General features: G+C 60.2%; 23 protein-coding genes and 1 pseudogene. 12 read left to right on the top strand and 12 right to left on the bottom strand.

Annotated features, from left to right (window positions below; all coding sequences use genetic code 11):
- Positions 1 to 17 precede the first annotated feature (17 nt).
- The 4 genes from NTD84_RS25950 to NTD84_RS25935 all read right to left on the bottom strand — a co-directional run bounded on the left by NTD84_RS25950 (position 18) and on the right by NTD84_RS25935 (position 5,720).
- Positions 18 to 1,598 (bottom strand): ABC transporter substrate-binding protein, encoded by a 1,581-nt coding sequence (locus NTD84_RS25950; RefSeq protein WP_262171571.1) that lies wholly within the window; start codon positions 1,596 to 1,598, stop codon positions 18 to 20.
- A 491-nt stretch (positions 1,599 to 2,089) separates the two neighbouring features.
- The gene (locus NTD84_RS25945) at positions 2,090 to 4,090 is read right to left on the bottom strand and encodes a peptidase U32 family protein (RefSeq protein ID WP_262171568.1); all 2,001 of its coding nucleotides are present in this window, start codon (positions 4,088 to 4,090) and stop codon (positions 2,090 to 2,092) included.
- Positions 4,091 to 4,242: 152 nt separating this feature from the next.
- Entirely contained in the window at positions 4,243 to 4,674 is a 432-nt protein-coding gene (locus tag NTD84_RS25940) for an ester cyclase (protein WP_262171565.1), read from the bottom strand.
- A gap of 176 nt (positions 4,675 to 4,850) precedes the next feature.
- Positions 4,851 to 5,720, bottom strand: a complete 870-nt coding sequence (locus NTD84_RS25935) for a pirin family protein (protein WP_262171563.1) — start codon at positions 5,718 to 5,720, stop codon at positions 4,851 to 4,853.
- A gap of 116 nt (positions 5,721 to 5,836) precedes the next feature.
- Here NTD84_RS25935 and NTD84_RS25930 point away from each other — a divergent pair, with 116 nt between their 5' ends.
- Positions 5,837 to 6,715, top strand: a complete 879-nt coding sequence (locus NTD84_RS25930) for a LysR family transcriptional regulator (protein WP_262171560.1) — start codon at positions 5,837 to 5,839, stop codon at positions 6,713 to 6,715.
- A 53-nt stretch (positions 6,716 to 6,768) separates the two neighbouring features.
- Here the strand turns inward: NTD84_RS25930 and NTD84_RS25925 are convergent.
- The 4 genes and pseudogenes from NTD84_RS25925 to NTD84_RS25910 form a co-directional block, all read right to left on the bottom strand.
- A pseudogene (locus NTD84_RS25925) lies at positions 6,769 to 6,916 on the bottom strand (Atu4866 domain-containing protein); the annotation flags it as partial.
- Positions 6,917 to 7,095: 179 nt separating this feature from the next.
- Positions 7,096 to 8,019: an NADP-dependent oxidoreductase gene (locus tag NTD84_RS25920; RefSeq protein ID WP_262171557.1), complete on the bottom strand. Its 924-nt coding sequence runs from the start codon at positions 8,017 to 8,019 to the stop codon at positions 7,096 to 7,098.
- A gap of 73 nt (positions 8,020 to 8,092) precedes the next feature.
- Positions 8,093 to 8,542 (bottom strand): DoxX family protein, encoded by a 450-nt coding sequence (locus NTD84_RS25915; RefSeq protein WP_262171555.1) that lies wholly within the window; start codon positions 8,540 to 8,542, stop codon positions 8,093 to 8,095.
- Between the two features lie 226 nt (positions 8,543 to 8,768).
- The gene (locus NTD84_RS25910) at positions 8,769 to 9,530 is read right to left on the bottom strand and encodes an SDR family NAD(P)-dependent oxidoreductase (protein WP_262171553.1); all 762 of its coding nucleotides are present in this window, start codon (positions 9,528 to 9,530) and stop codon (positions 8,769 to 8,771) included.
- Between the two features lie 242 nt (positions 9,531 to 9,772).
- On the opposite strand from NTD84_RS25910, the gene NTD84_RS25905 reads away from it, so the two are divergent.
- From NTD84_RS25905 to phnX, 6 genes are all read left to right on the top strand, one after another.
- The gene (locus NTD84_RS25905) at positions 9,773 to 10,675 is read left to right on the top strand and encodes a LysR family transcriptional regulator (RefSeq protein WP_262171551.1); all 903 of its coding nucleotides are present in this window, start codon (positions 9,773 to 9,775) and stop codon (positions 10,673 to 10,675) included.
- A gap of 173 nt (positions 10,676 to 10,848) precedes the next feature.
- Complete coding sequence (wrbA, locus tag NTD84_RS25900; RefSeq protein ID WP_262171548.1) at positions 10,849 to 11,448, top strand: NAD(P)H:quinone oxidoreductase; 600 nt, start codon at positions 10,849 to 10,851, stop codon at positions 11,446 to 11,448.
- A 314-nt stretch (positions 11,449 to 11,762) separates the two neighbouring features.
- On the top strand, positions 11,763 to 12,854 hold the full coding sequence (gene psrA, locus NTD84_RS25895; protein WP_262171547.1) for an iron-containing alcohol dehydrogenase PsrA: 1,092 nt from the start codon (positions 11,763 to 11,765) through the stop codon (positions 12,852 to 12,854).
- Positions 12,855 to 12,971: 117 nt separating this feature from the next.
- The gene (locus NTD84_RS25890; protein WP_262171545.1) at positions 12,972 to 14,267 is read left to right on the top strand and encodes an MFS transporter; all 1,296 of its coding nucleotides are present in this window, start codon (positions 12,972 to 12,974) and stop codon (positions 14,265 to 14,267) included.
- Positions 14,268 to 14,319: 52 nt separating this feature from the next.
- Positions 14,320 to 15,192 (top strand): LysR substrate-binding domain-containing protein, encoded by an 873-nt coding sequence (locus NTD84_RS25885; RefSeq protein ID WP_262171542.1) that lies wholly within the window; start codon positions 14,320 to 14,322, stop codon positions 15,190 to 15,192.
- 99 nt (positions 15,193 to 15,291) lie between these two features.
- The gene (gene phnX / locus NTD84_RS25880) at positions 15,292 to 16,119 is read left to right on the top strand and encodes a phosphonoacetaldehyde hydrolase (RefSeq protein ID WP_262171540.1); all 828 of its coding nucleotides are present in this window, start codon (positions 15,292 to 15,294) and stop codon (positions 16,117 to 16,119) included.
- A gap of 48 nt (positions 16,120 to 16,167) precedes the next feature.
- Here the strand turns inward: phnX and NTD84_RS25875 are convergent, their stop codons facing one another.
- The 4 genes from NTD84_RS25875 to NTD84_RS25860 all read right to left on the bottom strand — a co-directional run bounded on the left by NTD84_RS25875 (position 16,168) and on the right by NTD84_RS25860 (position 18,908).
- Positions 16,168 to 16,626, bottom strand: coding sequence for a metallophosphoesterase family protein (locus NTD84_RS25875; protein ID WP_262171538.1), 459 nt, complete (start codon positions 16,624 to 16,626; stop codon positions 16,168 to 16,170).
- 30 nt (positions 16,627 to 16,656) lie between these two features.
- Positions 16,657 to 17,841, bottom strand: coding sequence for a DUF2252 domain-containing protein (locus tag NTD84_RS25870; RefSeq protein WP_262171536.1), 1,185 nt, complete (start codon positions 17,839 to 17,841; stop codon positions 16,657 to 16,659).
- 141 nt (positions 17,842 to 17,982) lie between these two features.
- Positions 17,983 to 18,387, bottom strand: coding sequence for an ester cyclase (locus tag NTD84_RS25865; protein ID WP_262171535.1), 405 nt, complete (start codon positions 18,385 to 18,387; stop codon positions 17,983 to 17,985).
- A gap of 140 nt (positions 18,388 to 18,527) precedes the next feature.
- Complete coding sequence (locus tag NTD84_RS25860) at positions 18,528 to 18,908, bottom strand: RidA family protein (RefSeq protein WP_262171534.1); 381 nt, start codon at positions 18,906 to 18,908, stop codon at positions 18,528 to 18,530.
- A 191-nt stretch (positions 18,909 to 19,099) separates the two neighbouring features.
- Between NTD84_RS25860 and NTD84_RS25855 the strand changes: the two genes are divergently transcribed.
- The 5 genes from NTD84_RS25855 (at position 19,100) to NTD84_RS25835 (ending at position 24,565) form a co-directional block, all read left to right on the top strand.
- Positions 19,100 to 20,410, top strand: coding sequence for a flavin-containing monooxygenase (locus tag NTD84_RS25855; protein WP_262171532.1), 1,311 nt, complete (start codon positions 19,100 to 19,102; stop codon positions 20,408 to 20,410).
- A gap of 22 nt (positions 20,411 to 20,432) precedes the next feature.
- A complete protein-coding gene (locus tag NTD84_RS25850) occupies positions 20,433 to 20,849 on the top strand; it encodes a RidA family protein (protein WP_262171530.1) in 417 nt (138 codons plus the stop codon).
- Between the two features lie 165 nt (positions 20,850 to 21,014).
- Entirely contained in the window at positions 21,015 to 21,692 is a 678-nt protein-coding gene (locus NTD84_RS25845; protein WP_262171527.1) for a DUF1028 domain-containing protein, read from the top strand.
- Positions 21,689 to 22,840, top strand: coding sequence for an acetylornithine deacetylase (gene argE, locus NTD84_RS25840; protein ID WP_262171525.1), 1,152 nt, complete (start codon positions 21,689 to 21,691; stop codon positions 22,838 to 22,840). Before NTD84_RS25845 ends, argE begins: the two co-directional genes overlap by 4 nt.
- Positions 22,841 to 23,149: 309 nt before the next feature.
- Positions 23,150 to 24,565, top strand: a complete 1,416-nt coding sequence (locus NTD84_RS25835) for a purine-cytosine permease family protein (protein WP_262171522.1) — start codon at positions 23,150 to 23,152, stop codon at positions 24,563 to 24,565.
- Positions 24,566 to 24,667: the final 102 nt, after the last annotated feature.

Below are 24,667 nucleotides of genomic sequence, written 5' to 3'. Positions count from 1 at the left end.
CCCTGCTTTTTCAATGCTCAGGAAAGTGACCAGCGTTCAATTGCACGCATACCGTCGAGGGCCATGTTTCCGGCCACCGGGCTTGAGGTCACGACGTTGGTGCTCAGGCCCATGATGTAGTTCATGAACATGGGAACAATCGTCGACCCTTCATCACGGAGCTGCTGCTGCATCTCCCAGTAAATCTGCGTGCGTCGTGCCTCATCGAGCTCCGAACGGGCCATTAGCATCAGCTTGTCGAAGCGTTCGTTGTTCCACTGTGTGTCGCCCCAGGAGGCACCCGTCGCATAGATCTGGCTAAACACCCAGTCGGGCGTCGGACGGCCGGTCCAGTAGCACATGCACATGGGCTTTTTAGACCAGACATTGATCCAGTAACCATCATTGGATTCGCGGACGACCTTGAGGTTGATCCCCGATTTCCGCGCGCTTTCCTCGAACAGGACGGCCGCATCGACGGCGCCGGCGAACGCCGCATCCGCTGCGCTGATATTGATATCCACGCTATCGAGCCCCGCTTGCTTCAAATAGAAACGGGCCTTGTCGGGATCGTACTGGCGCTGTGGCAATTCGCTGTTGAAGTACTTCTGTTGCTTGCCGATGGGATGGTCGTTGCCGACAGATCCATGCCCGCGAAGCAATGTCTTGACCCACTGATCGCGATCCACCGCATGCTTGAGTGCAAGCCGGACGTTGTTGTCCTGGAAGGGGCTGACGGTAGCGATCATGGGCATGGTCGCGTGGTTCAATCCGGCCACTTCTTCAATACGCACCTTGTTGCTGCGCTGAAGCAGCGACAGGGTTTTGATCTCCACCCGGTTGATGACGTTGACCTTGCCGGTGAGCAATGCATTCTGACGGGCGACCGGATCAGCAATAGCGATGAGTTCTGCCTCTTCGACATGGGCCCGATCCGGCTTCCAATAAGCCGGGTTTCGCACGACCAAGGCACGTACGCCCGGGTTGTATTCCTTGAGTACGTAGCCGCCGGTGCCGTTACCGGATCGCCAGTCGACTTGTCCGTCCGTACCGCGAGGCAGAATGCTCAGGTGGTAATCGCTCATCAGGGTCGGAAAATCGGCGTTGCCGCCCTTGAGTACGACTTTGACGGTGGTAGCGTCCACGGCGATGACTTCATCGATTTGCGAAACGATCGATTTGGAGAGGGATTTGGAGCCATCCTTGCGGTGGTAATCGAGTGTGGCCACCACATCGTCAGCGGTAAATGCCTTGCCGTTGTGAAATTGCACACCGCTGCGCAACTTGAAGGTCCAGACCTTGGCATCGGGCGAGGCCTCCCAGGACTCCGCAAGCTCCGGGACAGGGTTGCCGGACGCATCCACTTCAACCAGATTGCTTCGCAACGACTGTGACAGAAGCATCATGAAATCGTCTTCTGCCAGGCCCGGGTCAAGGCTGTCGGTGGTCGAAGCCCCGGCCAGTCCAAAGACCAGTCGCCCGCCTTTTTTTGGTTGAGCGAACACCGACAGAGGCAGCCCGCTTAGAGCCACCCCGGCAAACAGCAAACCCGCCGAACCTTTAACAACATCGCGACGAGACAAACCAAACGACATTTCTTCGGGAGCTTTATCTTTCATGCTAGGCCCTCAATACCGTACGATCGTACAACTGCATGTTAAAAAAATAGACAGGCAGGCTTGGCACCCAATGATCGACCGACCATTAAAACGCAATAAATCTGGCGACCTTTCAGGTTTCGTCTTTTATAGCACCGTCAATTTAGCGCCGCAAGAATAAATTGTACGACCGTACAATCATTTTCGTAATGACATGAATTCAGATGAGCCGAAAGGATTTGCGCACCGATGGTGCGTGGGGCTATTCAACCTGCTGTGCGCGCAGCGAAGACTCACCAGCGAGCACTGGATCAAGCGCGGATTCGCTGGCGAATCACGCTGACCAGTTGGCTGCTTTGGCGGTATGGGCAGTCGTTTTTACTGGACCGGCCGGCCAGCGAGACCTCGTCTTGAGACCCTCTACCCTGCCACGGTACAAACGACGATTTTGACAGGCGCGGCAGATGTCCGGTGTTCCGGACACCTGCCGGCTGTTACGTCCTCACCGTCACTCAATGCGGTGCGCGAGGGATCGTCTTGAGCAGGTCTTCAGGACTGATGTAACCCACGACCGGCTCCGCGACACTGCCTGGTAGCGGCAGGTCAAGGATGTGCCCCTTGATCTTGCCGATCACGTGCATTTCGCAGGGTTTGCAGTCGAACTTCAGCGTCAGCACCTCGTCACCGTGTACCAGCTGCATCGGCGCGACCTTGGTGCGCACACCGGTGACGCCTTTGGCTTGCTTGGGGCAGAGGTTGAAGGAAAAACGCAGGCAGTGTTTGGTGATCATCACCGGCACTTCCCCGGTTTCCTCGTGAGCCTCGAACGCTGCGTCGATCAGCTTCACCCCGTGGCGATGATAGAAGTCCCGTGCCTTCTGGTTGTAGACGTTGGCCAGGAATGACAGGTGCGACTCCGGGTACACCGGCGGCGGGCTGGTTTCGGCCTTGCGAAATCCTTTGGGGTGGGCCAGCAGACGCGCCGCGGTCAGCGCGTCGATGACTTCGCGGCGCAAGCTTTTGAGCTGCGAGTTGGGAACGAAGAATGCCTGGGGTGCGTCCAGCCTGATGGCGGTGGCGTGGTAATCCGTGGTGCCCAGTTGACCGAGCAGATCACGCAGTTGCTCCAACGCCTGCTCCGGCTTGTTGGCCAGGCCAAACGGGCCGTCCAGGGACAGACTGGCGCTGACGCCCTCCTCGCTGGTGGCGGTCAGTTGCAGGCGCTGCTCGTCAAGACGCGCACCCCAACTCAAGCCAATGCGACGCTCGGCGGAGGTCTTTTGCAAGGCTTGCTGCCAGTTATGGTCGAGGTTGCGACTCAGGGGATGGTTGGGCCGCAGTTTGAACATCCCGTCCGGCATTTCGTTGGGCTCGACCCGATAGCGATAGCGCTTCTTGCCGTCTTCGAGGAACTCGCCCTTGGGCTCGGCGATGTTGGCGCGGAAGCCCACGACGTCGCGCTTGATCTGCACGTTGAGGCCATCGCCATTGGACAGCGGTTCAAACGTCACCACCTGCAAATCGCGCTTGCCCACCTTCTCCACCACGCCCACCGGCAAGCCGGTGAAGGTCGGTGAGTCGAAGGCGCCGATGTCGATCTTGCGCTCGCTGACAAAGTAGTCGGTGCTGCCGCGGTGGAAAGTCTTGTCTGGGTCGGGCACGAAGAAATGTGCGGTGCGGCCGCTGGAGGCCCGGGCCAGGTCCGGGCGATCTTCCAGCACGTCGTCCAGACGCTGGCGGTAGTAGGCCGTGATGTTCTTCACATAGCCCATGTCCTTGTAGCGCCCTTCGATCTTGAACGAGCGAACCCCGGCTTCGACCAGCGCACGGATGTTGGCGCTCTGGTTGTTGTCTTTCATCGACAGCAGGTGTTTTTCGTAGGCGACGACCCGGCCCTGGTCGTCCTTGAGGGTGTACGGCAAACGACAGGCCTGGGAGCAGTCGCCGCGGTTGGCGCTGCGACCGTTCTGGGCGTGGGAGATGTTGCACTGGCCGGAGAACGCCACGCACAACGCGCCGTGGATGAAGAATTCGATGGCCGCATCAGTTTCGTCGGCGATGGCGCGAATCTCTTGCAGGTTCAGCTCGCGGGCCAAAACCAGTTGCGAGAAGCCAGCCTGGTCCAGGAACTTCGCCCGCGCCAGTGTCCGAATGTCGGTCTGGGTGCTGGCGTGCAACTCGATCGGCGGGATATCCAGCTCCATCACCCCCAGATCCTGAACGATCAACGCATCGACGCCGGCATCGTACAGCTGGTGGATCAGCTGGCGCGCTGGCTCCAGTTCGTTGTCATGCAGGATCGTGTTGATCGTGGTGAACACCCGGGCGTGGTAGCGACGGGCGAACTCCACAAGTTGGGCGATATCGCTGACGTCGTTGCAGGCGTTGTGGCGAGCGCCGAAGCTCGGCCCCCCGATGTACACGGCATCGGCGCCATGCAAAATGGCCTCGCGGGCGATGCTCACGTCACGAGCGGGGCTGAGCAGTTCCAGGTGATGCTTGGGCAGGGACATAGTTTTTTTATCTGGTTTATCACGGTCGAGGTGCGCATTGTAGCGGCCAAATACGTGATCAGCACGTGGGGCGGCCGAATGGCTCGATCGTGTTTCGCGCGCACAAGGCAGGGAGCCAATAGTTCGCGCGGCAACTCGGGAGTCACGAGGTCCTAAGCGCCGGGCCAGGCACCGAGTTGCTGCAGCACTGAAAACAGATTGGCCACGCCCCAGTGCTCGGTAATCTTGCCGTCCTGGACACGCATCGCATCGACCGTCTCGAACTGCACGGCCCGGCCGGTGGCAGCGACGCCAAGAAAATCGCCGCGGTGGGTGCCGAAGTAAGTCTTGTAGGTCGTAATCACATCACCATCAGCCCGCTGCCAGTGAATCTCGGCGCGGAAATCAGGGAAGGCTTCGCGCAGCTTGCGGTACAGGCCCAGGGCGCCCGCCTTGTCCGGCGTGCAGTTGGGTTGAGGGGTGTGATCGACGAAGTCGTCCGAGAAAAGCTCATCGAACAGCTCCCAGTCACCGCCACCCTGAACCTGCGCGGTATTGCGCCGAATTACCGCCTTGGCCATTTCGCTGATGTCTTGCTGAGTCATGATCTGATCCTCTTGTGAGTGTTCAAGTTCGTCGTTGTGACATGCCTGTCGGGCCGAAGCGCTCAGCGCAAACAAGCTGTGTGACTGAGCGTAGGGCTCGCCGATGTATCGCGGAAGCCTGTTTTTTGCGATGAAGCCCATCTTCAATACAGATGGACGTGGGTTCATACCGCGCGCTAGCGAATGCGCCCTTGAGCGCGCAGTTGCTGGCCAATCCGCCTGATTTCTGTCTCTCCCTGAAACAACGCGTCCATGGACGAGTGCACTGAGTAGTAGCCAAGGAACAGGTCGTGCGGGTGTTTCACCGCGGAGGCGATGATGAAGTCGGCGTCGCTTTCGGCCAGCAGTTCGATCGCCTGTTCAGACTCCGCGAACACCGCCAGCTCGTTTTCCAGTCGCTCGCCGGACACGCGCAAGACGCCCTGATTGACGTGCGCCCAGGCGATGTTGTGCCCGGCGGGCGGCTCGTAGCGCCAGCGGTCTCCGGCCTTCAGCTGGAGGTGCAGCAGGTTCATGCCTGCGGGCGCCGCCACTTGACTGTGCACGTCGCCGTAGCTGCCGAGCACGACGCGGGCAGGCCCCGTGTGCGGAACCGACTCGGCGGGCAGGTATTGACTCTGTGGCGGAGCATTTTCCAGCGCCTGCGGCAAGGCTACCCATATCTGATAGCCGCAAAAGCGCTCAAGGCTTGCCGGACTGGCGTCATGCCAGATGCCGTGTCCTGCGCGCATCCACTCGACACTCCCGGCATGCAGCGTACCCTTCGCGCCGGTGGTGTCCTCGTAGCCCAGCGAGCCGGACAGCAGGACAGTGATCGTGGCGATACCCGAATGCGGGTGCATGGGGAACAGCGCATCACCGCTCGGTTCGAAATCAAAGTAATCAAGAAAGACGAAAGGCTTGATCAGTTCGCCGATATCCGCAGGGCTGACGATGCGGGTAACGGGGCCGTGACGATTGCCACGTGTACGCGCCACGACACGGCGTGCCGGCACCGATAAAAGTTGGCGAACAAGTCGACGTTCTGCGTTATTGGTGGTTTCCATGGAAGTGCTTCCTACTGGATGAAGACCCCAGATTAGGCGCTGGACCTCCATCGCAGAAGCCTATATTTTCCTATGGAAACCATCTTCGGAGACGATAGATGCTCGACGGAATATCCATGGATCAATTGCGCACTTTTCTCGCTGCAGCCGATGAGGGCAGCTTCTCGGCGGCCGGTCGAAAATTGCGTCGGGCACAGTCTGCCGTCAGCCAGACCCTGGCCAATCTTGAAGCGCAGATTGATGTGCAGTTGTTCGACCGCAGCAATCGCTACCCGGTACTCACGGAGGAAGGCGCGGCACTGCTGGTGCAAGCACGAGCGGTGGTGAATGGCATGGATGGCTTCAAGGCAAAGGCTCGCACCATCGCGGAGGGGCTGGAGCCCGAACTGTCGGTGGTGGTGGATGTCATGTACCCCATCGAGTCGCTCACCCTGGCCGTCGGATTGTTTCGTACCGCCTTCCCGCACACACCCTTGCGGCTGTATGTCGAAGCGCTCGGTGCGGTTGTTCAACCGGTTCTTGAGGGGACTTGTCGCATCGGCATCGTCGGTTCCATGCCCACCGTTCCCGATGCCGTAGAGGGTGAAAAACTGCTGGACGTGCCCATGGTGACGGTGACGGGCCCGAGCCATCCGCTGGCACAGGATCGAGGCGTTATCCGCACCCGCGAACTCGAACAACATGTCCAGCTGGTGCTGACCGATCGAACGACGTTAAGCGGCGGGATGACCTACGGTGTGCTGTCGCCATTGACCTGGAAACTGGCTGATCTGGGCGCCAAGCACGCGTTTCTGCGCGCGGGGTTCGGCTGGGGGCACATGCCACTGGCGATGGTCCGCAATGATCTGGACGCCGGCACGCTGGTCCAGATCCAGATCGAGAACTTCCAGCCGGACACACCGCCGATCGCCATGTACGCCGTCCACCGCAAAGACTCGCCACCCGGTCCGGCCGGCCGCTGGTTTCTCGATAAGCTGAAGCATCGCGAAGACTGAACGAAAAAATGGGTGCCAAGCGTATTGGCACCCATTTTGTGCAGTGTTGAGCGTCAGTTCTCGCCGTAAAGAATCATGCCGGCGTGATACAAAACGCCGTCGCGAAAATCACTCGTCAGCAGAGAACCCGGTGTCATCGACATACTCGATGTGATCGCCTTCCAGCCAATACCGGCCTCCCGGTAACAGCTCATGCCGGATGAACCAGGCGTTGTTGCTGATGCGAGAGCGGTCTCGCTACAGGCCCAGATTAGGAATAAAGGGTGGGAGGCAGTTAGTCGGATCCTTCCGACAATTTGCCTGATCCTGCGCGGAGGGCAATCACGCTGCGAATGGTGCAAGCGTTTCCCCAAAGGTAGACACCCACGCAGCCTATGGAATTACTGGGTGGCATCCAAAACCAGCCGGCCGCGCAAATGACGACCCTGGCTCTTCTCGATCGCTGCTTTCGCGTCACTCAAGGCATAGGCTTCGACGTCGACCGTGAGATGGCCCTTGTCGAACAGCTCGGCAATCAGCGAGAGCTGACGGCCATCCGAACGGGTGGCAAAGTTGGCGGGAGTCACGCCATAGTCGTTGGCCAACGACATGTTCGGCTGGCTTACCGGCGAGACCAGCACGCCGTTTCTTTTCAGGACTTTGAACGAACGGGTTTGCGTGTCGCCGCCGACCAGATCCAGCACCACATCAACCTCGGACACCTGTTCCTCGAACGCCTGGGTCGTGTAGTCGATGAGGTAATCGGCGCCGAGGCCTTTCAGGTAAGCATGATTGTGCGCAGAAGCCGTGGCATAAACTTCAGCGCCCAGGTATTTGGCAATCTGCACGGCCATGCTGCCGACGCCACCGGCCGCAGCGTGGATCAAGACCTTCTGGCGGCGCTGCACGCCGGCGTGTTCGGTCAGTGCCTGCCAGGCGGTCAGCGCCGCGGCGGGGACAGCACCCGTCTGCAAGACACTCAGCGCTTTCGGTTTGATCGCCAGCTTCGAAACGGCTGCAACGGCTTTAGTCGCGTAGCCACCAACAATATTGATGAAGCCGAACACCTCGTCGCCGATCTTGAATTCAGTGACGCCCTGCCCCAGTGCAATCACGGTGCCGGCCACTTCAACGCCCGGGGTAAATGGCAACGGCAAAGGGATAAACGCTTTCATGGCCCCGGACAGGATCTTCCAGTCAATCGGGTTGACGCCGGCACTGGCCACGTCGATCAGCACTTCACCTGCACCCGCTACCGGGTCTGCAACGTCTTCCAGGCGCAAAACGTCAGCGTTGCCGTATTCGTACACGCGTATGGCTTTCATAGAGGTCTCGACTTTTGAATTGAAGGGAGAAAAACACTGCGCAGCAAAGGTTGCCCTTCACTGCGCGGGGGAATCAGCGACGGCGAGCGTCGAGGCTGAAGCGACCGGCACCGAAGGCGACGACTTGCAGCAGACCACCGGCCATGGCGATGTTCTTGAAGAAGTGAATGAACTGGTTCTGGTCGCCCAGCGCGTTGTGGAACGCCAGCGCGGTGAACACGCTGAACACTGCCAGCACGGCAGCGACGGTGCGGGTGCGATAACCGGCAATCAGCGCCAGACCACCACCGATTTCAACGATGATTGCCACGGCCAGGGCCAGTTGTGGCAGCGGCAGGCCGACCGAACCGATGTAGCCGATAATCATCGCCGGCGCGGCCAGTTTGGAGAAACCGGAAAGGATGAAAATGGCGCTGAGCAGGATGCGGCCGATCAACGAGGCCGAAGCTTGGGTGACGTCGGTTTGTTCAACAGTGTTGGTGTGAGCGGTGTTGGTTTGAGCGATGTTGGTTGAAGTCGTCATGAGCAATTTCCTTCGAAGTGTGCGCGACTCCCATGAATCGCTGCAGTGAAGAAATAGTGCGCCTCGGTGACTAACCTGTGTAGCCGACTAATTTAGATCATTAGGTTCGATAAAATAGAATAGTGCTTGCGGCGGGCTTGCCACCCCGGTCACTCGCGCAAGTGACATCAGCACCGTCAACGGCACGGCCAGAACCTTGCCGCTGACGCCTTGGTTCAGTTGCTCATCAACCCACCGCGACACTCATGCCGCCGTCTGCCATGACGACAGAACCGACCATGAAACTGGCGCGATCAGAAGCGAGAAATGCAACGATTTCGGCGATTTCCTCCGGCGCTGCCGCGCGACCGATCGGCGCAGACTTTCCGTGGTCTTTCAGGAAGCCCGGACCATCCTCCATGAAGTGATTGAGCAGATTGGTGACCACGTCACCGACACCAATCGCGTTGACACGAATCCCGTGTTCGATCGCTTCAAGCGCCTGGGTCCGGGTCAGCTGAGCCAGCGCCCCTTTGGACGCGGTGTAGGCCGAGATGCCGGGAAAAGCAAAGTAAGAGGCATACGAAGCGATGTTGACGATGGCGCCGGATTTTCGCTTCATCATTTCCTTCGCCGCTTCACGCGAGTGGAGAAATGCTCCCGTCACGTTCGTTTCCATCTGCCAGGTCCAATCCTCCCGCGTCATTTCAACAAGCGGTTTGTAGATGATTCGTCCGGCATTGTTGACTAGCACATCGAGCTTGCCGAAGTGCTGCACGGCCAAGGCAACCACCGCTTCAGCAGAGCCATCGACGGTAATATCCGCCACGAAAGGAATGAGCCCCGGACGCTCAAGGGATTTCACCTGCGGGTTTATATCTTCAGCAATGACCCTGGCGCCACGGGCATGCAGCAGCTCGGCAATCGCGCGGCCAATACCGCTCGCGGCACCGGTAACAATTACAACTTTGCCAGCCACTTCGTTGGGGGTAGCGATAACGTCAGTCATGTCAGTTCTCCAGATCAGAAAACAGCGGAACAATTTCAGCTGTACACACACGTCTGAACGCATGTGGGTGTCGCTTTCGACGAGTCAACTTTCGCCTATCGCAACCGTCCACTCTTTAGGAGCCTTGCTTGCCCTGTCGGGGTTTTGCTTTTATCTGCTGGGCAACTGTCTTTCCCCGCCTGACGGATGAAGACTTTCGTAAAGCCAAGGTAATATTGAGTAATACGTTCGAGGAATTCGGCATGATCTCTGACCCTGGCACACCGACGCTGGATCAACTGCGGGTGTTTTTGACCGTCGTAGAGGTGGGAAGCTTTGCCGCGGCAGCCCGGAAACTGCACCGGGCTACGTCCGTCATCAGCTATTCAATTGCCAACCTTGAAATGCAACTCGGTGTCTCGCTGTTTGATCGCCAGACGACCCGCAAGCCTCAGCTCACCGACGCCGGGCGCACCGTTCTGGCCGAGGCCAGGTCCATCGCCAATGGCGTTCATGGGTTGCGCGCCAAAGTCAAAGGCCTGCTCCAGGGGCTGGAAGCGGAGGTTCATTTGGTCCTGGATGTGATGCTTCCTGCCGAGCGCGTAGTCGATGCACTCAAGTCCTTTCGCGAAGAGTTCCCTACAGTGGCCTTGCACCTGCACATGGAGGCACTCGGCGCCGTCACTGAACTGGTGATCAACCGCGGCGCAATTATTGGCGTGAGTGGCCCCATGAATGAAGGTATCGACGGTATCGAAAGAATCGGTGTCGGCAGTGTGGAGTTGATTCCGGTTGCCGCCCCCAATCACCCGCTGGCTTCCAGTGATTTCAATACGCCAGGGGCCGGGCGTGAATTCACTCAATTGGTGCTGTCGGACCGCTCGGTCCTGACCAAGGACAAGGATTTCGCCGTCCTCAGCAACCGCACCTGGCGCCTGGCGGACCTTGGCGCCAAGCACATGCTGCTGCGTGAAGGCATAGGGTGGGGGAACATGCCGGTTTCAATGGTCCGTGAGGACCTGGAAAGCGGCCGACTCGTCAGCCTGAATCTACCGGAATTCCAAAGCGGGATTTATGCCTTCGACGCCATCTACCGCACCGACTTGCCACCAGGGCCTGCGGCACGCTGGCTGATTGAGCGGTTCGTCCATCAAAAAGCGGTGTAAGAAACAGAAGCTACGCTGAGTGATGCAACACCTTTTCCAGATCGTGGATTTTCCACTGCTCTATTTTTTCGAACCTCTGGTTCGACATTAAGCGGGTTTTTTGAAGCGCAGTATCGTGGGAAATTCTCCTCCATCGCGACATAACGTTGTGAACTCACCCAGGAAACTTCCTCATGGCTAAAGTTCTAGTTCTCTATTACTCCTCCTACGGTCACATCGAGACAATGGCACAAGCTGTAGCCGAAGGTGCCCGCCAGGCCGGCGCTCAGGTGGATATCAAGCGAGTCCCGGAAACCGTTCCTGAAGACATCGCCAAAGGCGCCTACTTCAAGCTGGACCAGGCCGCGCCGGTCGCCACCATTGCCGAGCTGGAAAACTACGATGCAATCATTGTCGGCACCGGCACCCGTTTCGGCCGCATGAGCAGCCAGATGGCCGCGTTCCTTGACCAGGCTGGCGGCCTTTGGGCTCGGGGCGCCTTGCACGGAAAAGTAGGCGGTGCCTTTTCCTCTTCCGCCACCCAGCATGGCGGTCAGGAAACCACCCTGTTTTCAATCATTACCAACCTGTTCCACTTCGGTATGACGGTGGTGGGTCTGCCCTACAGCCATCAAGGCCAGATGACCACGTCGGAAATCGTAGGCGGCGCGCCTTATGGTGCAACAACGATCACAGGCGGAGACGGTTCACGTCAGCCAAGTGAAATCGAACTCGCTGGGGCTCGCCATCAGGGTGAACTGATCGCCACTACCGCAGCGAAGCTGTTTGGCTGATCTGCAAGGGCAGCCGGTGCAAACCGGCTGCTTTGCTCAATGAGGTGGCCAGGCAGCTGCAATAGCCAACCTGGAAAGACACTGAACGCAGCTGGGCAGTCAGCGCCCGTTCTCCTGTCTCATTCTGCCAGCGCAGCCTGCCTGCAGCGTCTCTGCACAACTTCAACAGTTTCGACTTCGCACTCGACGGCACTTGTTAATCCCGCAGGCGTTATCGGCTCAACCGATTCAAACCTGGGAATTATCGATTTGTGCCGGGATGGATAGACCGCGAGCATGGGGCCACTTCCAACAACAAGAACAAAGGACCCGCCATGACTGCCCGATTCCACAATCCCGTTGATACGCGTTTTGGCTGGAACAGCCTGCTCGAACTTACCGACATCACCGAACACCAGAAGGTCGCCCTGGTCACCTTTCCCGAGGCGCGCGGATTGGGATTGGTGGATCGCCTTCGGGACCTGTTGGGCGATCGGTTGGTGTACGTGATCGAAGATGTCCAGCCCAATCCGGATGTGGCTCAGTTGCGCGCGACTTACGAGCGCTTCTGGCGGGACGCAGGCGACTGCCATACGGTGCTCGCCGTTGGCGGTGGCAGTGCGATCGATACGGCCAAGGCGTTGATCGTTGGCACTGAATCAGGGCGCTTCGACGAACTGCTGGCGTTGCTGGCAACCGGTAAACCCTTCGTGCCGGCCCACAGCAAGAGACTGATTGCCGCACCGACCACGGCGGGCACCGGCAGCGAAGTCACGCCATGGGCCACGATTTGGGACGCTGCCAGCCAGAAGAAATATTCCCTGCATTTGGACTGCACCTGGCCAACAGTCGCCATCATCGATCCGCAACTGATGCTGACGGTTCCTGCAGGCGTCACTGTTTCCACCGGCCTGGACGCCCTGTCCCATGCCCTGGAGTCGGTGTGGAACATCAATGCCAACCCGATATCCGACACCTTCGCGATGTCTGCCATCGCCGACATCCTGGAATGCCTGCCACTGTTGCGTCGTGACCTGTCCAACCCGGAATTGCGTTCGCGCATGGCATTGGCCGCGCTCAAGGCCGGGCTGGCATTCTCCAACACCAAGACCGCACTGGCCCATTCCATTTCCTACGAAATGACCCTGCGCTACGGCCTGCCCCACGGCATCGCTTGCTCCTTCACCCTGCCGTTGGTCCTGGGCCTCGCCTGGGGTCACGACGAAGCTCGCGACAGCACCCTGCGACGGATTTTCGGCGATGACCTGCAAAAGGCCCAAAGCCGCTTGCGCGAATTCCTCCACAGCCTTGACGTGAAAACCGAGTTTGCCGACTACGGCGTCACGGCGCAGGAAGCTGAAGAGATGATTCAGTTCGCCCTGCAAGGCGCCCGCGGCAAGAACTTCATCGGCTCGAAAGCGGCTTAGCCCCCCTTTCCAAGCACTGCCAGCGGCGAAACGAGCCGCGACGATTTCCTGCTGCATCCACTAAAGGATGCGCCTTCCGCCCCCCCGGAAGGGACCAACAATAATAAGGAAAAGATCATGAATCGTACCCAAACCATGCCAGGTCTCGCCGTACCCACGTCGTCGTTTCGAGTGGCCCAGTGGCGCATGCTGCTGGCTGCAATGTTCTGCTATCTGTTTTTCTACACCGGACGGCAAACCTTCGGTTTCGCCATTCCGGGCATCCAGGCCGAGTTCGGCTTCACCAAGGAACACCTTGGCTGGGCGTCAGCCGCCATGCTCTGGGCCTACGCCATTGGCCAGGCCATCAACGGCAACCTCGCCGACAAGTTCGGCGGCCGCCGCATCATGACCCTCGGTGCCGTGCTGTCCTGTGGCGCCAACTGGGTGACCAGTTTCGCCGGCAACTTTGCCGCCCTGATTCTGCCGTGGGGTATCAATGGCTACTTCCAGGCATTGGGCTGGGCGCCAGGCAGCCGCCTGATCTCCAACTGGTGGAGCGCCGGTGAGCGCGGCAAGGTCTATGGCTTTTACGTGTTCGCCGCCGGCTGCGCCTCCATCCTGTCCTACGTGACTTCAATCGTTGTGCTGGAGGTGATGCATCTGGAGTGGCGCTGGATCTTCCGGTTGCCCGTGCTGCTGATGCTGGCCGGCGGCATCATCTTCTATCTGGTGGCTCGCGAGCGTCCGCAGGACATGGGTTTCGACCCCCTCGCCGATACCGGTGTGGCCAATGCCGAAGACAAGAATCATGAGGCGGCCCATGGCGCAGTCGAAACCTCTGCGCAACGCTACAAAGCCGTCCTGAAGAACGTCCGCCTGATCATCGCCGCCGTCTCCCTGGGATTCCAGAACGCCGCCCGCTATGGCTTGATCGTCTGGGTGCCGGTGCACTTCCTCGGCGCCGACTGGAAAAGCGGCGACAGCATGATCGATCCCAAATGGATCACGGTCGCACTGCCGGTCGGCATGGCCATCGGCGCCCTGAGCAACGGCTGGATATCGGACAAACTGTTTGGCTCGAAACGCTACCTGGCGATCATGCTCTACATGGTCCTCGGCGCGGCCACCAGCCTGTGGATGTGGACGCTGGCACCCCACAGCGCAACGGGTCTCATCGCGTTATTCCTTTGCGGGTTCTTCGTCTACGGCCCGGCCTCCAGTTTCTGGGCACTGTGCCCGGACCTGGTCGGCGCCAAGCGTGCCGGAACCGCCACCGGCGTGATGAACTTTTCGTCGTACCTGTTCGCTGGCCTGGCGGAACCGCTGATCGGCGGTATGCTCGACAGCACCGGCAATACGTCGCTGATCTTCATCGTGGTGACCACCGCGTGCCTGTGCAGCGCGGTGGTCGCCCTGTTCATCCGGCGATGATTACCCGAACAAATGCCTAACGACGGGCGACGACTCAGGAACAGGAACTTTCATGTACCAGTACCACAAGTGGCTGCGTTCCTTTCATGCGGTGGCGAAGACTGGCAGCTTCACCCTCGCCGCCGAGTACCTGAGCGTCGGTCAGCCGACCGTGAGCGAGCAAGTCAACGCGCTGGAGAGGAAGTTCTCCGTAGAGCTCTTCCACCGTCGCGGACGGTTTATCGAAATGAGTTCGGCGGGGCACAAGCTCTACGCGATCACCCAGGGCCTGTTCGGCCAGGAGGATGAAGCCGTGCAACTACTGCAGAGTTTCAAACAACGGAAAACCGGCATGCTGCGGTTGGGGGCGGTCTCGCCGCCCATTGCCATGAACCTGACCTACGAGTTGATGCAACAACATCCGGACATCGAACTGGAAACCTCGTTCTCCCCTGAAAAGGAAACCCTGGATCGGTTGTTCAACTTCGATATCGACGTGGCGATTCTTGCCCTATCGGAATTCGACGAACGCTTCGATACACAGCTTTATCGTCGTTATCCGATCATTGCCGTCGTGCGTGACGACCATCCGTGGGCGGCGCAAAAAGAGGTGCACGTCGAGCAGATCAGCAACGAGAAGTGGGTGCTTCGTGAAAAAAGCTCACGCACGCGCCAATTGGTGGAAGAAAGCTGTGGACTCCTGGGCGTCGCGCTGAACTGCGTCATGCAGCTCAACAGCCGCGAAGCCATCGTCCACGCCATCGCCAAGGGCATCGGCATTGGATTTGTGTCGGCGGTCGAGTACGCCGAGACGCCGGGCACCACGCCGATCACCTTCGTCAACCACCCGTTTTCCATCGACTACCACCTGTGCTGCCTCGGTATTCGCAGGAACCGGCCAATGATCGCGGAGCTGTTCGACGCCAGCCCCGTGCCGGCCACCTGATTCCCTGACGCGGTTCTACCCTCTGCAGGCTTACTTCTCGGTGACGGGAGGGACGGCCTGAATACATCCAAAAAAGCATGTCCAACGTGGAGATTCAGCATGAACTACCAACTACCCAACCAACTGCAAGCCGTGGTCCTGGACTGGGCGGGTACCGTCGTTGACTTCGGGTCCTTCGCACCCACGCAGATTTTCGTCGAAGCCTTTGCCGAGTTTGGCGTTGCCGTGTCGCTGGAAGAAGCCCGGGGCCCCATGGGCATGGGCAAGTGGGACCATATCCGCACGCTGTGCAATCAGCCTCAGATCGCCGAACGTTATCGCGCAGTATTCGATCGCTTGCCCACCGATGCCGATGTCACCGCGCTTTATGAGCGTTTCATGCCGCTGCAGATCGAAAAGATCGCGTTGCACTCGGCGTTGATTCCCGGTGCGCTGGACGCAATCGATGCCCTGCGCGACAAAGGCCTGAAAATTGGTTCCTGTTCCGGGTATCCGGCGGTGGTCATGGAGAAAGTCGTCGAGCTGGCGCGCCAGAATGGTTACGTCGCTGATCACGTCGTCGCGACTGACGAAGTGCCCAACGGGCGCCCGCATCCGGCTCAGGCACTCGCTAACGTAATTGTCCTGGGCGTCAGCGACGTCGCCGCTTGCGTAAAGGTCGACGACACCTGGCCGGGTATCCTCGAAGGTCGTAGCGCCGGAATGTGGACCGTCGCCCTGACCTGTTCTGGCAACGCGCTGGGCCTGACGTACGATCAGTACAAGGCGTTGCCAGCCGACAGGCTGGCCACAGAACGCGCGCGCATCGCCAGGATGTTCGAAGGTTCCCGCCCTCACTACCTGATCGATACCATTGTCGAGTTGCCGGCTGTCATCGAAGACATCAATGCCCGCCTGGCCAACGGCGAAACTCCACAAGGTTCGTGACACGGTGTCGTCCAGATCGGGGGCGTGCCGGTGCGCCGCCCCCGAAACTCATTCCAGCAGCGACACCAGCCGCGGCTCCATTGAGGTCTCATGCACCTCCAGCAGCGCCAACGTCACCGGCAACTTGAACCGTCGCCGTCCCGCACTGCCGGGGTTGAGGTAGAGCCGCTCACCGCGCCATTCAATGCACGGCTTGTGCGAATGACCGGTGATCACCAGCCTGACATTCACATCCAGCCCGACCGGCACATCGGCCATGTCATGCACCAACAACGCCTCCCAGCCATTGAGATCGAAACGCAGCGCGTCCGGGATAGGGTCTGCCCACGGGGCGTCCAGATCATTGTTCCCGCGCACGACGTGCAACGGGGCAATCGCCTGCAATTGCTCGAGGATGTCGAGGCTGCCGATATCGCCCGCATGAATGATCCGCTCACAGCCCTCCAGCGCTGCAACGGCTTCGGGACGGAGCAAGCCGTGGGTATCGGAGATCACGCCAACTTTCATGTCAATCTCCTTGGCAGATTCGCGGCAAGATCAGTGCTGCAGCGCATACCGACGGCAGTGCTCCAGATAGCCTCGCTCATGGTTCCCCACCAACTGCACGACACTCGACCAAAGCCAGGACGGCGCGTCCATCGTTTTTGAACGGCAGGCTTGCAAGTCGCTGATCCAGGACGCCCGGGTGGCCATGTCCATCTGCCGAGCGTGGGCGAGGCCGACGACTCTTGCAAGGTAACCGGCCGCGAGCATCGCGTCGGATTGGCTCAACTGGTCCAGCTCCAGCTTCATGTCCTGGGGCAGCAGTTCGCGGATGAAGAACTCATGATCAAGCATCTGGGCCGCGATCATGCGGTTGCCCAAACCGGGCGAGAGAAAACGTGCGCCCTCCACCACCCGTTTACCGTTGTGCCTTGGCATGCCGGCCCTGGCCGTGCGCGGTGCAGCGGCAGCCACCGCTTCCTTGATGTCCAGCAGGCAATATTCCTGATCGTCCTCATCACCCACGCCCAGCAGCACCGCATACCGCTTCAAGCCTAGCGAACTGCAACCTTTTACCCAGTACGCCGAGTCGAGCATGTCGACACTGTCGTCCTTCGATCGGCCCTTCAACGAGGTCACCAGGGTATGGATTTCCGAGGTGGCGCACAGGGTTTTCAGCGCCGTGCGTTCCGATCGTGACAGCGACCAAAAATGCTTCCCCAACGGGATGGTCGGCCGGGTGTCCTCGATGCGCTCTTGGGCGAGGTGCTTCCACGTCCGCTGCACCGCGCTGCGCATGCCGGCCTTGACCTGAGCCGGTCGCGGTGGCTCTTCGTCGACATCGTCTTCGAACGCCTGTTCGTAGCCATGCATCATTTCTTCGAGCATCCGTGCCGTCGCAACGCCCGGCAAGTCCGAGCCACGGGCAGCGGTGGCCAGCGACAGCGCCAACCTGACCAGGTCGTGCGCGGGGTTGCCGATGACCGCCTGATCGAGATCACGAATGTGGATGTCGATCCGGCCTTTCAGATCCCCCGTCGGCCCCAGGTTGCCCGCGTGGCAATCGCCGCAGATCCAAACGGGCGGCCCACTGGGCAGCCGCCGGCCTGGTTGGCTGTGCAGCCATTCATAAAACTGCACCGTGCTCCCTCGGACATAAGCGTGCGCGGATCTTGCCATTTTCAGGTTTCTGAGCTGGGAGAGGTGTTCTAGACGTGCGGAAGGTCGAGGGTTTTTCATGGGCAATTCTTGGAGGGGCTGAAACCTGTTGACCCTTTTCGCCAAGGATGTTTCAAAATATTTCATAACTAGCCTGGTCAACAGGGCCGGACGTAAATATTGATGATGCCCGCTAAGCCGCCATCGCCAGCAGGCTGGCTCCTACAGATGGCGTGAAGCGTCGAGCTGCGCCTCGATCGCTGCCTTGTCGATCACCGACCAGACGTCACAAACCCTGCCGTCCTTGAACTCATAAAAAACATTCTCGGAAAAAACCACGCGCTGACCGCTCACCGGCAAACCGAACAGCTGCCCAACCGGCGTGCAGTCGAAGCAAAGCCTGGCGGCGATGTGCGGAGGGTCGGCGATCAAGCGATCGATCACAAAGCGCAAATCCGGAATCGTGCGGAAATCGCCTTCCAGCATTTCCCGGTAACCGGCCAACCCGACTCGCTTCCCGTTGTAGTGCACGCCTTCACCCACAAACTGCCCCAGGCTCGCCCAGTCCTGGCGATTGAGGCAGGCGATGTAGCTGCGGTAGGTGTCACAGAGGTCTTGTTTGCTCATGTTCAAAAACATCCCTCCCGGACCAAGTTATCCAACGTCACATGCAGCTCCAGCGCGGCCGCCGGCTGGCTCCCGAGACGGGCCACGCTTTCAAACACCGAAAACTGTTCAGAGGGGAGCGCCATACGTTTTCCGGTGACTCAGCCCTTGGCCGCCATCGCCGTCACTTCCACGCGCATGCCTTCAACCGCCAGCGCGGCCACGCCCACTGCGGCACGTACCGGCCATGGCTTGGCGAAGAAACGCTTGTAGACCTCGTTGAATGCAGCGCGGTCGGCCATGTCGGTAAGGTAGATGGTCAGGTGCAGGACGCGGTCCATGGAACTGCCGGCGCGTTCCAGCGCCACCTTCAGTGCCTGCAACGTGCACTCGCTTTGCAAGGTGATGTCGCCCAGTTCCAGGCTGCCGTCGGCGCGAGTCGGGATCTGCGTGGACACCAGGATGCCGGCGAAACCGGCGACGTCGGAAGAGATGGAATCCGCGTCGGGATCAGGGGTGTAAGCGATGTCTTGGTTAGCCATGGGGTTCTCTCGTTCGAGGGATCAAAAGGTGCGGGCAGTTTACAGCCCCGGCGAATCAAACGCTCTGCATCAGTTATTTATACTCAAATGCCAGCTTAATAATATTTTACCGATACCAGGGTCATCCCTAGTCTTGAGCCCAAGAAATGGCAGGCCGCTCGCGACCTAAATCCAACTCGAAGGGTATAGAGATGACCACTGAGAAAATAACAACAGATACGCTGATTGTTGGCGCCGGTCAGGCTGGCGTGGCCATGAGTGAACACCTGAGCAAACTCGGCGTGCCGCACCTGGTGCTGGAGCGCAGCCGTATCGCCGAACGCTGGCGCACCGGGCGTTGGGATTCGCTGGTGGCGAATGGCCCGGCGTGGCACGATCGTTTCCCGGGTCTGGACTTCGATGACCTCGGCCCCGATGAGTTTGCCCCGAAAGAACGGGTCGCCGACTACTTCGAAGCCTACGCAAAAAAATTCAACGCGCCGATCCGCACCGGCGTCGACGTGCTGAAGGTCGAGCGCAACGTCGGCCGTCCGGGTTTCACCATTGAAACCTCCGACGGCGTTATCGAGGCCAACCGCGTGGTTGCTGCCACCGGGCCGTTCCAGCGTCCGGTCATCCCGCCGATCGCCCCGAAGGACCAGCCGTTCCTGCAGATCCACTCCGCCGATTACCGCAACCCGCAGCAACTGCCTGAAGGCGCGGTGCTGGTGGTGGGTGCCGGTTCATCCGGCGTGCAGATCGCCGATGAATTGCAGCGTTCCGGCAAGCAGGTCTACCTCTCCGTCGGCGCCCACGACCGCCCGCCTCGCGCCTATCGCAACCGTGACTTCTGCTGGTGGCTGGGCGTGCTCGGGGAGTGGGATCAAGCGGCGATGAAACCGGGTCGGGAACACGTGACCATCGCGGTCAGTGGCGCGCAGGGCGGCAAGACTGTGGACTTCCGCGGCCTCGCCCATCGCGGCATGACACTGGTCGGCCTGACCCAATCGTTCAACGGCGGCGTGGCGACGTTCCAGCCGAACCTGGCCGAGAACCTCGCCCGCGGCGACGAAAACTACCTGGCGCTGCTGAATGCCGCCGATGCCTACATCGAACGTAATGGCCTGGACCTGCCGGAAGAGCCCGAGGCGCGCATCACGTTCCCGGATCCGCACTGTGTGACCCATCCGATCCTGGAACTCGACCTGGCCAAGGCCGGCGTGACCTCGATCATCTGGGCCACCGGCTTCGCCACCGATTACAGCTGGCTGAAGGTCGACGCCTTCGATGACAAAGGCAAGCCGCAGCATCAACGCGGTGTGTCGAGCGAACCGGGTGTGTATTTCCTCGGCCTGCCATGGCAGTCCCGCCGCGGCTCATCGTTCATTTGGGGCGTGTGGCATGACGCCAAGTACGTGGCTGACCACATCGCGATCCAGCGTTCCTACCTCGACTACCACGATGCGGCGCTACGCGAGGCGGAAATCGCCCTGGTCGCCCATAAGAAAACTGTCAGCGCTTAAGCCATTTTTTCAGGAGCTTGAAATGTCCACGCCAACCCATACCCGCATTCGCATGTTCAACACCAAGGAAACCTACCCGAACCAGAGCCTGGACAACGACCTGTGCCAGGCCGTCCGCGCCGGCAACACGGTGTATGTTCGCGGCCAGGTCGGGACTGATTTCGCAGGCAATCTGGTCGGCCTTGGCGACCCGCGTGCGCAGACCGAACAAGCCATGCGCAACGTCAAGCAGTTGCTGGAAGAGGCTGGCAGCGACCTGAGCCACATCGTCAAGACCACCACCTATCTGATCGACCCGCGCTATCGCGAACCGGTGTATCAGGAAGTGGGCAAGTGGCTCAAAGGCGTGTTTCCGATTTCGACCGGGTTGGTGGTATCGGCGCTGGGGCAGCCGCAGTGGTTGATGGAGATTGATGTGATTGCGGTGATTCCCGAGTAAGCAGGTCAACCCCATTGAGGCCTTCGCGAGCAAGCCCGCTCCCACATTGGATCTCCCGTGATCACAAGATTTGTAAGCGACACAGTTCAAGTGTGGGAGCGGGCTTGCTCGCGAAGAGGCCAGAGCAGACACCTCATTTGCCCAGGCAAACCAAGGAGCAAAACCATGACCTTCTCCATCGCCGCCCGTTGCCCCGAAACCGGCCAGTTCGGTATTGCAATCAGCTCCTCCAGCATCGCCGTCGGCGCCCGCTGCCCGTGGCTGCTGCCGGGTGTCGGCGCTGTTTCTACGCAAAACATCACCCTGCCCTCCCTCGGCCCGGACGTCCTCGCCCTGATGGAGCAAGGCCTCGCCCCCGCCGAGGCGCTGGACAAGGTCCTCACGCGCAACGGCTATAGCCAGTACCGGCAGATCACCGCCATCGACCACCTCGGCCAGACCGCCCACTTCAGCGGAGGGCAAACCCTGGGCAATCACAATGCCGTGTCCGGCGAACAATGCGTCGCCGCCGGCAACATGCTCGCGGACCGCGGTGTGATCGAGGCCATGGTCGAAGCCTTTGAACACGGCGAAGGTCAACTCGCCGACCGCCTGCTCGCCGCCATGAAGGCCGCCATCACCGCCGGTGGCGAAGCCGGGCCGGTGCATTCGGCAGCGTTGGTGGTGGTCGGCGAACTGACCTGGCCGATCATCAACCTGCGGGTCGACTGGGCCGACGAAAACCCGATCGGCCAACTGGAAAAACTCTGGAACGCCTACCGCCCGCAAGTCCAGGACTACATCGACCGCGCCCTCGCCCCTGACAAGTCCCCAGGCTACGGCGTCGCCGGAGACGACCGATGAACAGCAGCCGCGATTTGCTGCAAACCCTGGTGGCGTTCGACACCACGAGCCGCGAATCCAACCTGCAACTGATCGAGTTTGTCCGCGATTACCTCGCGGGATTCGATGTGCCGTGTGAACTGATCTACAACGAGCCACGCAGCAAGGCCAACCTGTTCGCCACCCTCGGCCCGGCAGACTTGCCGGGCATCGTGCTGTCCGGGCACACCGACGTGGTGCCGGTGGAGGGTCAGCCGTGGACCGTGGCGCCGTTCGAACTGACCGAACGCGAGGGCAAGTTGTACGGCCGTGGCACGGCGGACATGAAGGGCTACATCGCGTGCGTGCTGGCGCTCGTTCCGTCATTGGTGAACAGCTCACTGAAGATGCCCGTGCACATCGCGCTGTCCTACGACGAAGAAGTCGGCTGCCTCGGCGTGCGCTCGTTGCTCGCAGAGCTGGAGCAGCGGCCGGTCAAGCCGAAGCTGTGCATCATTGGCGAGCCGACCGAACTGAAACCGGTGCTCGGGCACAAGGGCAAACTGGCGATGCGCTGCGATGTCCACGGTGAAGCCTGCCATTCGGCGTATGCGCCACTGGGGGTCAACGCGATCGAATACGCGGCCGAATTGATCGGCGAACTGGGCCGGATCGGCCACCGCCTCAAAGCACCGGAACTTCACGATCCGCGGTTCGATCCGCCCTTCAGTACCGTGCAGACCGGGGTGATTTCCGGCGGCAAGGCCTTGAACATCGTCCCGGCCGATTGCCGCTTCGACTTCGAGATCCGCGCCCTGCCCTCGCATGATCCGAGTGAGGTAGCGCAGGAATTGAAGACCTACGCCGAGCAACAGGTGTTGCCACGCATGCGGGCCGTCAGTGCACAGAGCGGGATTCGCTTCAGCGAGTTATCGGCGTACCCCGGCCTGGCCACCGATGCGCACAGCGAAGCGGCTGAGTTGATCGCTGCATTTTCCGGCTCCCGAGACTTCGGCACCGTGGCGTTCGGTACCGAGGGCGGCCTGTTCGACGCTGCCGGTATCCCCACCGTCGTCTGCGGCCCCGGCAGCATGGATCAGGGCCATAAACCCGACGAATTCGTCAGCCTCGAACAGCTCCACGCTTGCGACGCGATGCTGCAAAGAATGCTCACATTCATCCGCGAATAACCGCCGACATTCGCGCCCGGTCCCGACGATTCCGAACACTCGAAAATCTCCCGTGGGAGCGGGCTTGCTCGCGAAAGCGGTGGGTCAGTTGCTATCAACGTAATTGACCCAACGCCTTCGCGAGCAAGCTCGCTCCCACAGGTTTTTCACGGGCCCATCGACCCATCTTTTTTAACGTCTCTACCCACAATCTTACTAATTTATCTATCCCGCCCCGCCCTACATCATCAACTCCAACAAGAAAAGCATCGCCCCCGTGCGGTGCTCACCGAAGTACGTCCACGTACTCAAATTGCCTTGGAGTCCGTCATGGTTACCGCAGCACCTACCTCCGCCCCGCTCATCGAAAAACACACCATCGGCTACGTGCCGCCCGAGGATCGCCACGGCAAAACCCGCGACCTGTTCACCCTCTGGTTCGGCGGCAACATCGCCCCGCTGCCCATCGTTACCGGCGCCCTCGGCGTGCAGATGTTTCACCTCAACCTGGTATGGGGCATCGTCGCGATCCTCGTGGGTCACCTGGTTGGCGGCGTGCTGATGGCGCTGCACTCGGCGCAAGGGCCGCAGATGGGCATCCCGCAAATGATCCAGAGCCGCGCCCAGTTCGGCTCCCTCGGTGCCCTGCTGGTGGTGCTGATCGCCGGCGTCATGTACATCGGTTTCTTCGCCTCCAACATCGTCCTCGCCGGCAAGTCCCTGCACGGCGTGATCGACAGCGTGCCGGTGCCGGTCGGCATCGTCATCGGCGCCCTCGGTTCCGGCATCATCGGCATCATCGGCTACCGCTTCATCCACGTGCTCAACCGCATCGGCACCTGGGTGCTCGGCGCCGGCATCGTGCTAGGTTTCGGCTACATCTTCACCCACGTGCAAACCGCCGACTTCCTCACCCGCGGCGGCTTCAACCTCTCAGGCTGGCTCGCCACCGTGTCGCTCGCCGCGCTTTGGCAAATCGCCTTCGCGCCCTACGTCTCCGACTACTCGCGCTATCTGCCGGCCAACGTGCCAGTGGCTGCGACATTCTGGACCACCTACCTGGGCACCGTGCTCGGCTCCAGCCTGTCGTTCATCTTCGGTGCCGTCGCCGTGCTCGCCACGCCGGTCGGCATGGACACCATGGACGCCGTCAAACTCGCCACCGGCTCCATCGGTCCGTTGATGCTCGTACTGTTCCTGCTCAGCGTCATCAGCCACAACGCCCTTAACCTCTACGGCGCCGTGCTGTCGTTGATCACCCTGGTGCAAACCTTCGCCTACCGCTGGATTCCCACCGCGCGAAGCCGCGCCGTTCTGTCGATCATCGTCCTGGGCGCCTGCTGCTTCGCCGCGGTCGGAGCGTCCGCCAACTTCATCGGCCACTTCGTCGACATGGTGCTGGTGCTGCTCGTGGTGCTGGTGCCGTGGACCGCGATCAACCTGATCGACTTCTACGCCATCCACAAAGGTGAGTACGACATCCATTCGATCTTCAAGGTCGATGGCGGGATCTACGGCCGCTACAACCCGCAGGCATTGTTGGCCTATGCAATCGGGATCGTGGTGCAGATTCCGTTCATGAACACACCGCTGTACGTCGGGCCGATTTCCGAGCACATCAACGGCGCGGATTTGTCCTGGCTGGTAGGCTTGCTCATCATCTCGCCGCTCTACTACTGGCTGGCTAACCGCGACAGCGCTTACAAGCGCCGGCTGTCGAGCGGCAAACTGGCCAGCGCCCTCTAGCCTGTGGGAGCGAGGCTGCTCGCGACGCGGCCCTGACGGCTACGCAAAATCCAACTGTCAGGGCCTGCAACTTGAAAATTTAATGAACCCCCTCCACCCCAG

The sequence above is a fragment of the Pseudomonas sp. 14P_8.1_Bac3 genome (assembly GCF_025466085.1).
In the GTDB taxonomy this organism is placed as follows: Bacteria; Pseudomonadota; Gammaproteobacteria; order Pseudomonadales; family Pseudomonadaceae; genus Aquipseudomonas.
This window is presented reverse-complemented; position numbering and strand designations above follow the sequence as displayed.

What these genes read in the sequence shown, in the direction of transcription:
- NTD84_RS25885 (WP_262171542.1), top strand. Translation starts at nt 14,320, where the DNA reads ATGTACCAGTACCACAAGTGGCTGCGTTCCTTTCATGCGGTGGCGAAG.
- NTD84_RS25940 (WP_262171565.1), bottom strand. Translation starts at nt 4,674, where the DNA reads ATGACTCAGCAAGACATCAGCGAAATGGCCAAGGCGGTAATTCGGCGC.
- NTD84_RS25920 (WP_262171557.1), bottom strand. Translation starts at nt 8,019, where the DNA reads ATGAAAGCCATACGCGTGTACGAATACGGCAACGCTGACGTTTTGCGC.
- NTD84_RS25890 (WP_262171545.1), top strand. Translation starts at nt 12,972, where the DNA reads ATGAATCGTACCCAAACCATGCCAGGTCTCGCCGTACCCACGTCGTCG.
- NTD84_RS25905 (WP_262171551.1), top strand. Translation starts at nt 9,773, where the DNA reads ATGATCTCTGACCCTGGCACACCGACGCTGGATCAACTGCGGGTGTTT.
- NTD84_RS25915 (WP_262171555.1), bottom strand. Translation starts at nt 8,542, where the DNA reads ATGACGACTTCAACCAACATCGCTCAAACCAACACCGCTCACACCAAC.
- psrA (WP_262171547.1), top strand. Translation starts at nt 11,763, where the DNA reads ATGACTGCCCGATTCCACAATCCCGTTGATACGCGTTTTGGCTGGAAC.
- NTD84_RS25910 (WP_262171553.1), bottom strand. Translation starts at nt 9,530, where the DNA reads ATGACTGACGTTATCGCTACCCCCAACGAAGTGGCTGGCAAAGTTGTA.
- NTD84_RS25935 (WP_262171563.1), bottom strand. Translation starts at nt 5,720, where the DNA reads ATGGAAACCACCAATAACGCAGAACGTCGACTTGTTCGCCAACTTTTA.
- argE (WP_262171525.1), top strand. Translation starts at nt 21,689, where the DNA reads ATGAACAGCAGCCGCGATTTGCTGCAAACCCTGGTGGCGTTCGACACC.
- NTD84_RS25865 (WP_262171535.1), bottom strand. Translation starts at nt 18,387, where the DNA reads ATGAGCAAACAAGACCTCTGTGACACCTACCGCAGCTACATCGCCTGC.
- NTD84_RS25930 (WP_262171560.1), top strand. Translation starts at nt 5,837, where the DNA reads ATGGATCAATTGCGCACTTTTCTCGCTGCAGCCGATGAGGGCAGCTTC.
- wrbA (WP_262171548.1), top strand. Translation starts at nt 10,849, where the DNA reads ATGGCTAAAGTTCTAGTTCTCTATTACTCCTCCTACGGTCACATCGAG.
- NTD84_RS25870 (WP_262171536.1), bottom strand. Translation starts at nt 17,841, where the DNA reads ATGAAAAACCCTCGACCTTCCGCACGTCTAGAACACCTCTCCCAGCTC.
- NTD84_RS25875 (WP_262171538.1), bottom strand. Translation starts at nt 16,626, where the DNA reads ATGAAAGTTGGCGTGATCTCCGATACCCACGGCTTGCTCCGTCCCGAA.
- NTD84_RS25850 (WP_262171530.1), top strand. Translation starts at nt 20,433, where the DNA reads ATGTCCACGCCAACCCATACCCGCATTCGCATGTTCAACACCAAGGAA.
- NTD84_RS25950 (WP_262171571.1), bottom strand. Translation starts at nt 1,598, where the DNA reads ATGAAAGATAAAGCTCCCGAAGAAATGTCGTTTGGTTTGTCTCGTCGC.
- NTD84_RS25845 (WP_262171527.1), top strand. Translation starts at nt 21,015, where the DNA reads ATGACCTTCTCCATCGCCGCCCGTTGCCCCGAAACCGGCCAGTTCGGT.
- NTD84_RS25855 (WP_262171532.1), top strand. Translation starts at nt 19,100, where the DNA reads ATGACCACTGAGAAAATAACAACAGATACGCTGATTGTTGGCGCCGGT.
- phnX (WP_262171540.1), top strand. Translation starts at nt 15,292, where the DNA reads ATGAACTACCAACTACCCAACCAACTGCAAGCCGTGGTCCTGGACTGG.
- NTD84_RS25835 (WP_262171522.1), top strand. Translation starts at nt 23,150, where the DNA reads ATGGTTACCGCAGCACCTACCTCCGCCCCGCTCATCGAAAAACACACC.
- NTD84_RS25860 (WP_262171534.1), bottom strand. Translation starts at nt 18,908, where the DNA reads ATGGCTAACCAAGACATCGCTTACACCCCTGATCCCGACGCGGATTCC.
- NTD84_RS25945 (WP_262171568.1), bottom strand. Translation starts at nt 4,090, where the DNA reads ATGTCCCTGCCCAAGCATCACCTGGAACTGCTCAGCCCCGCTCGTGAC.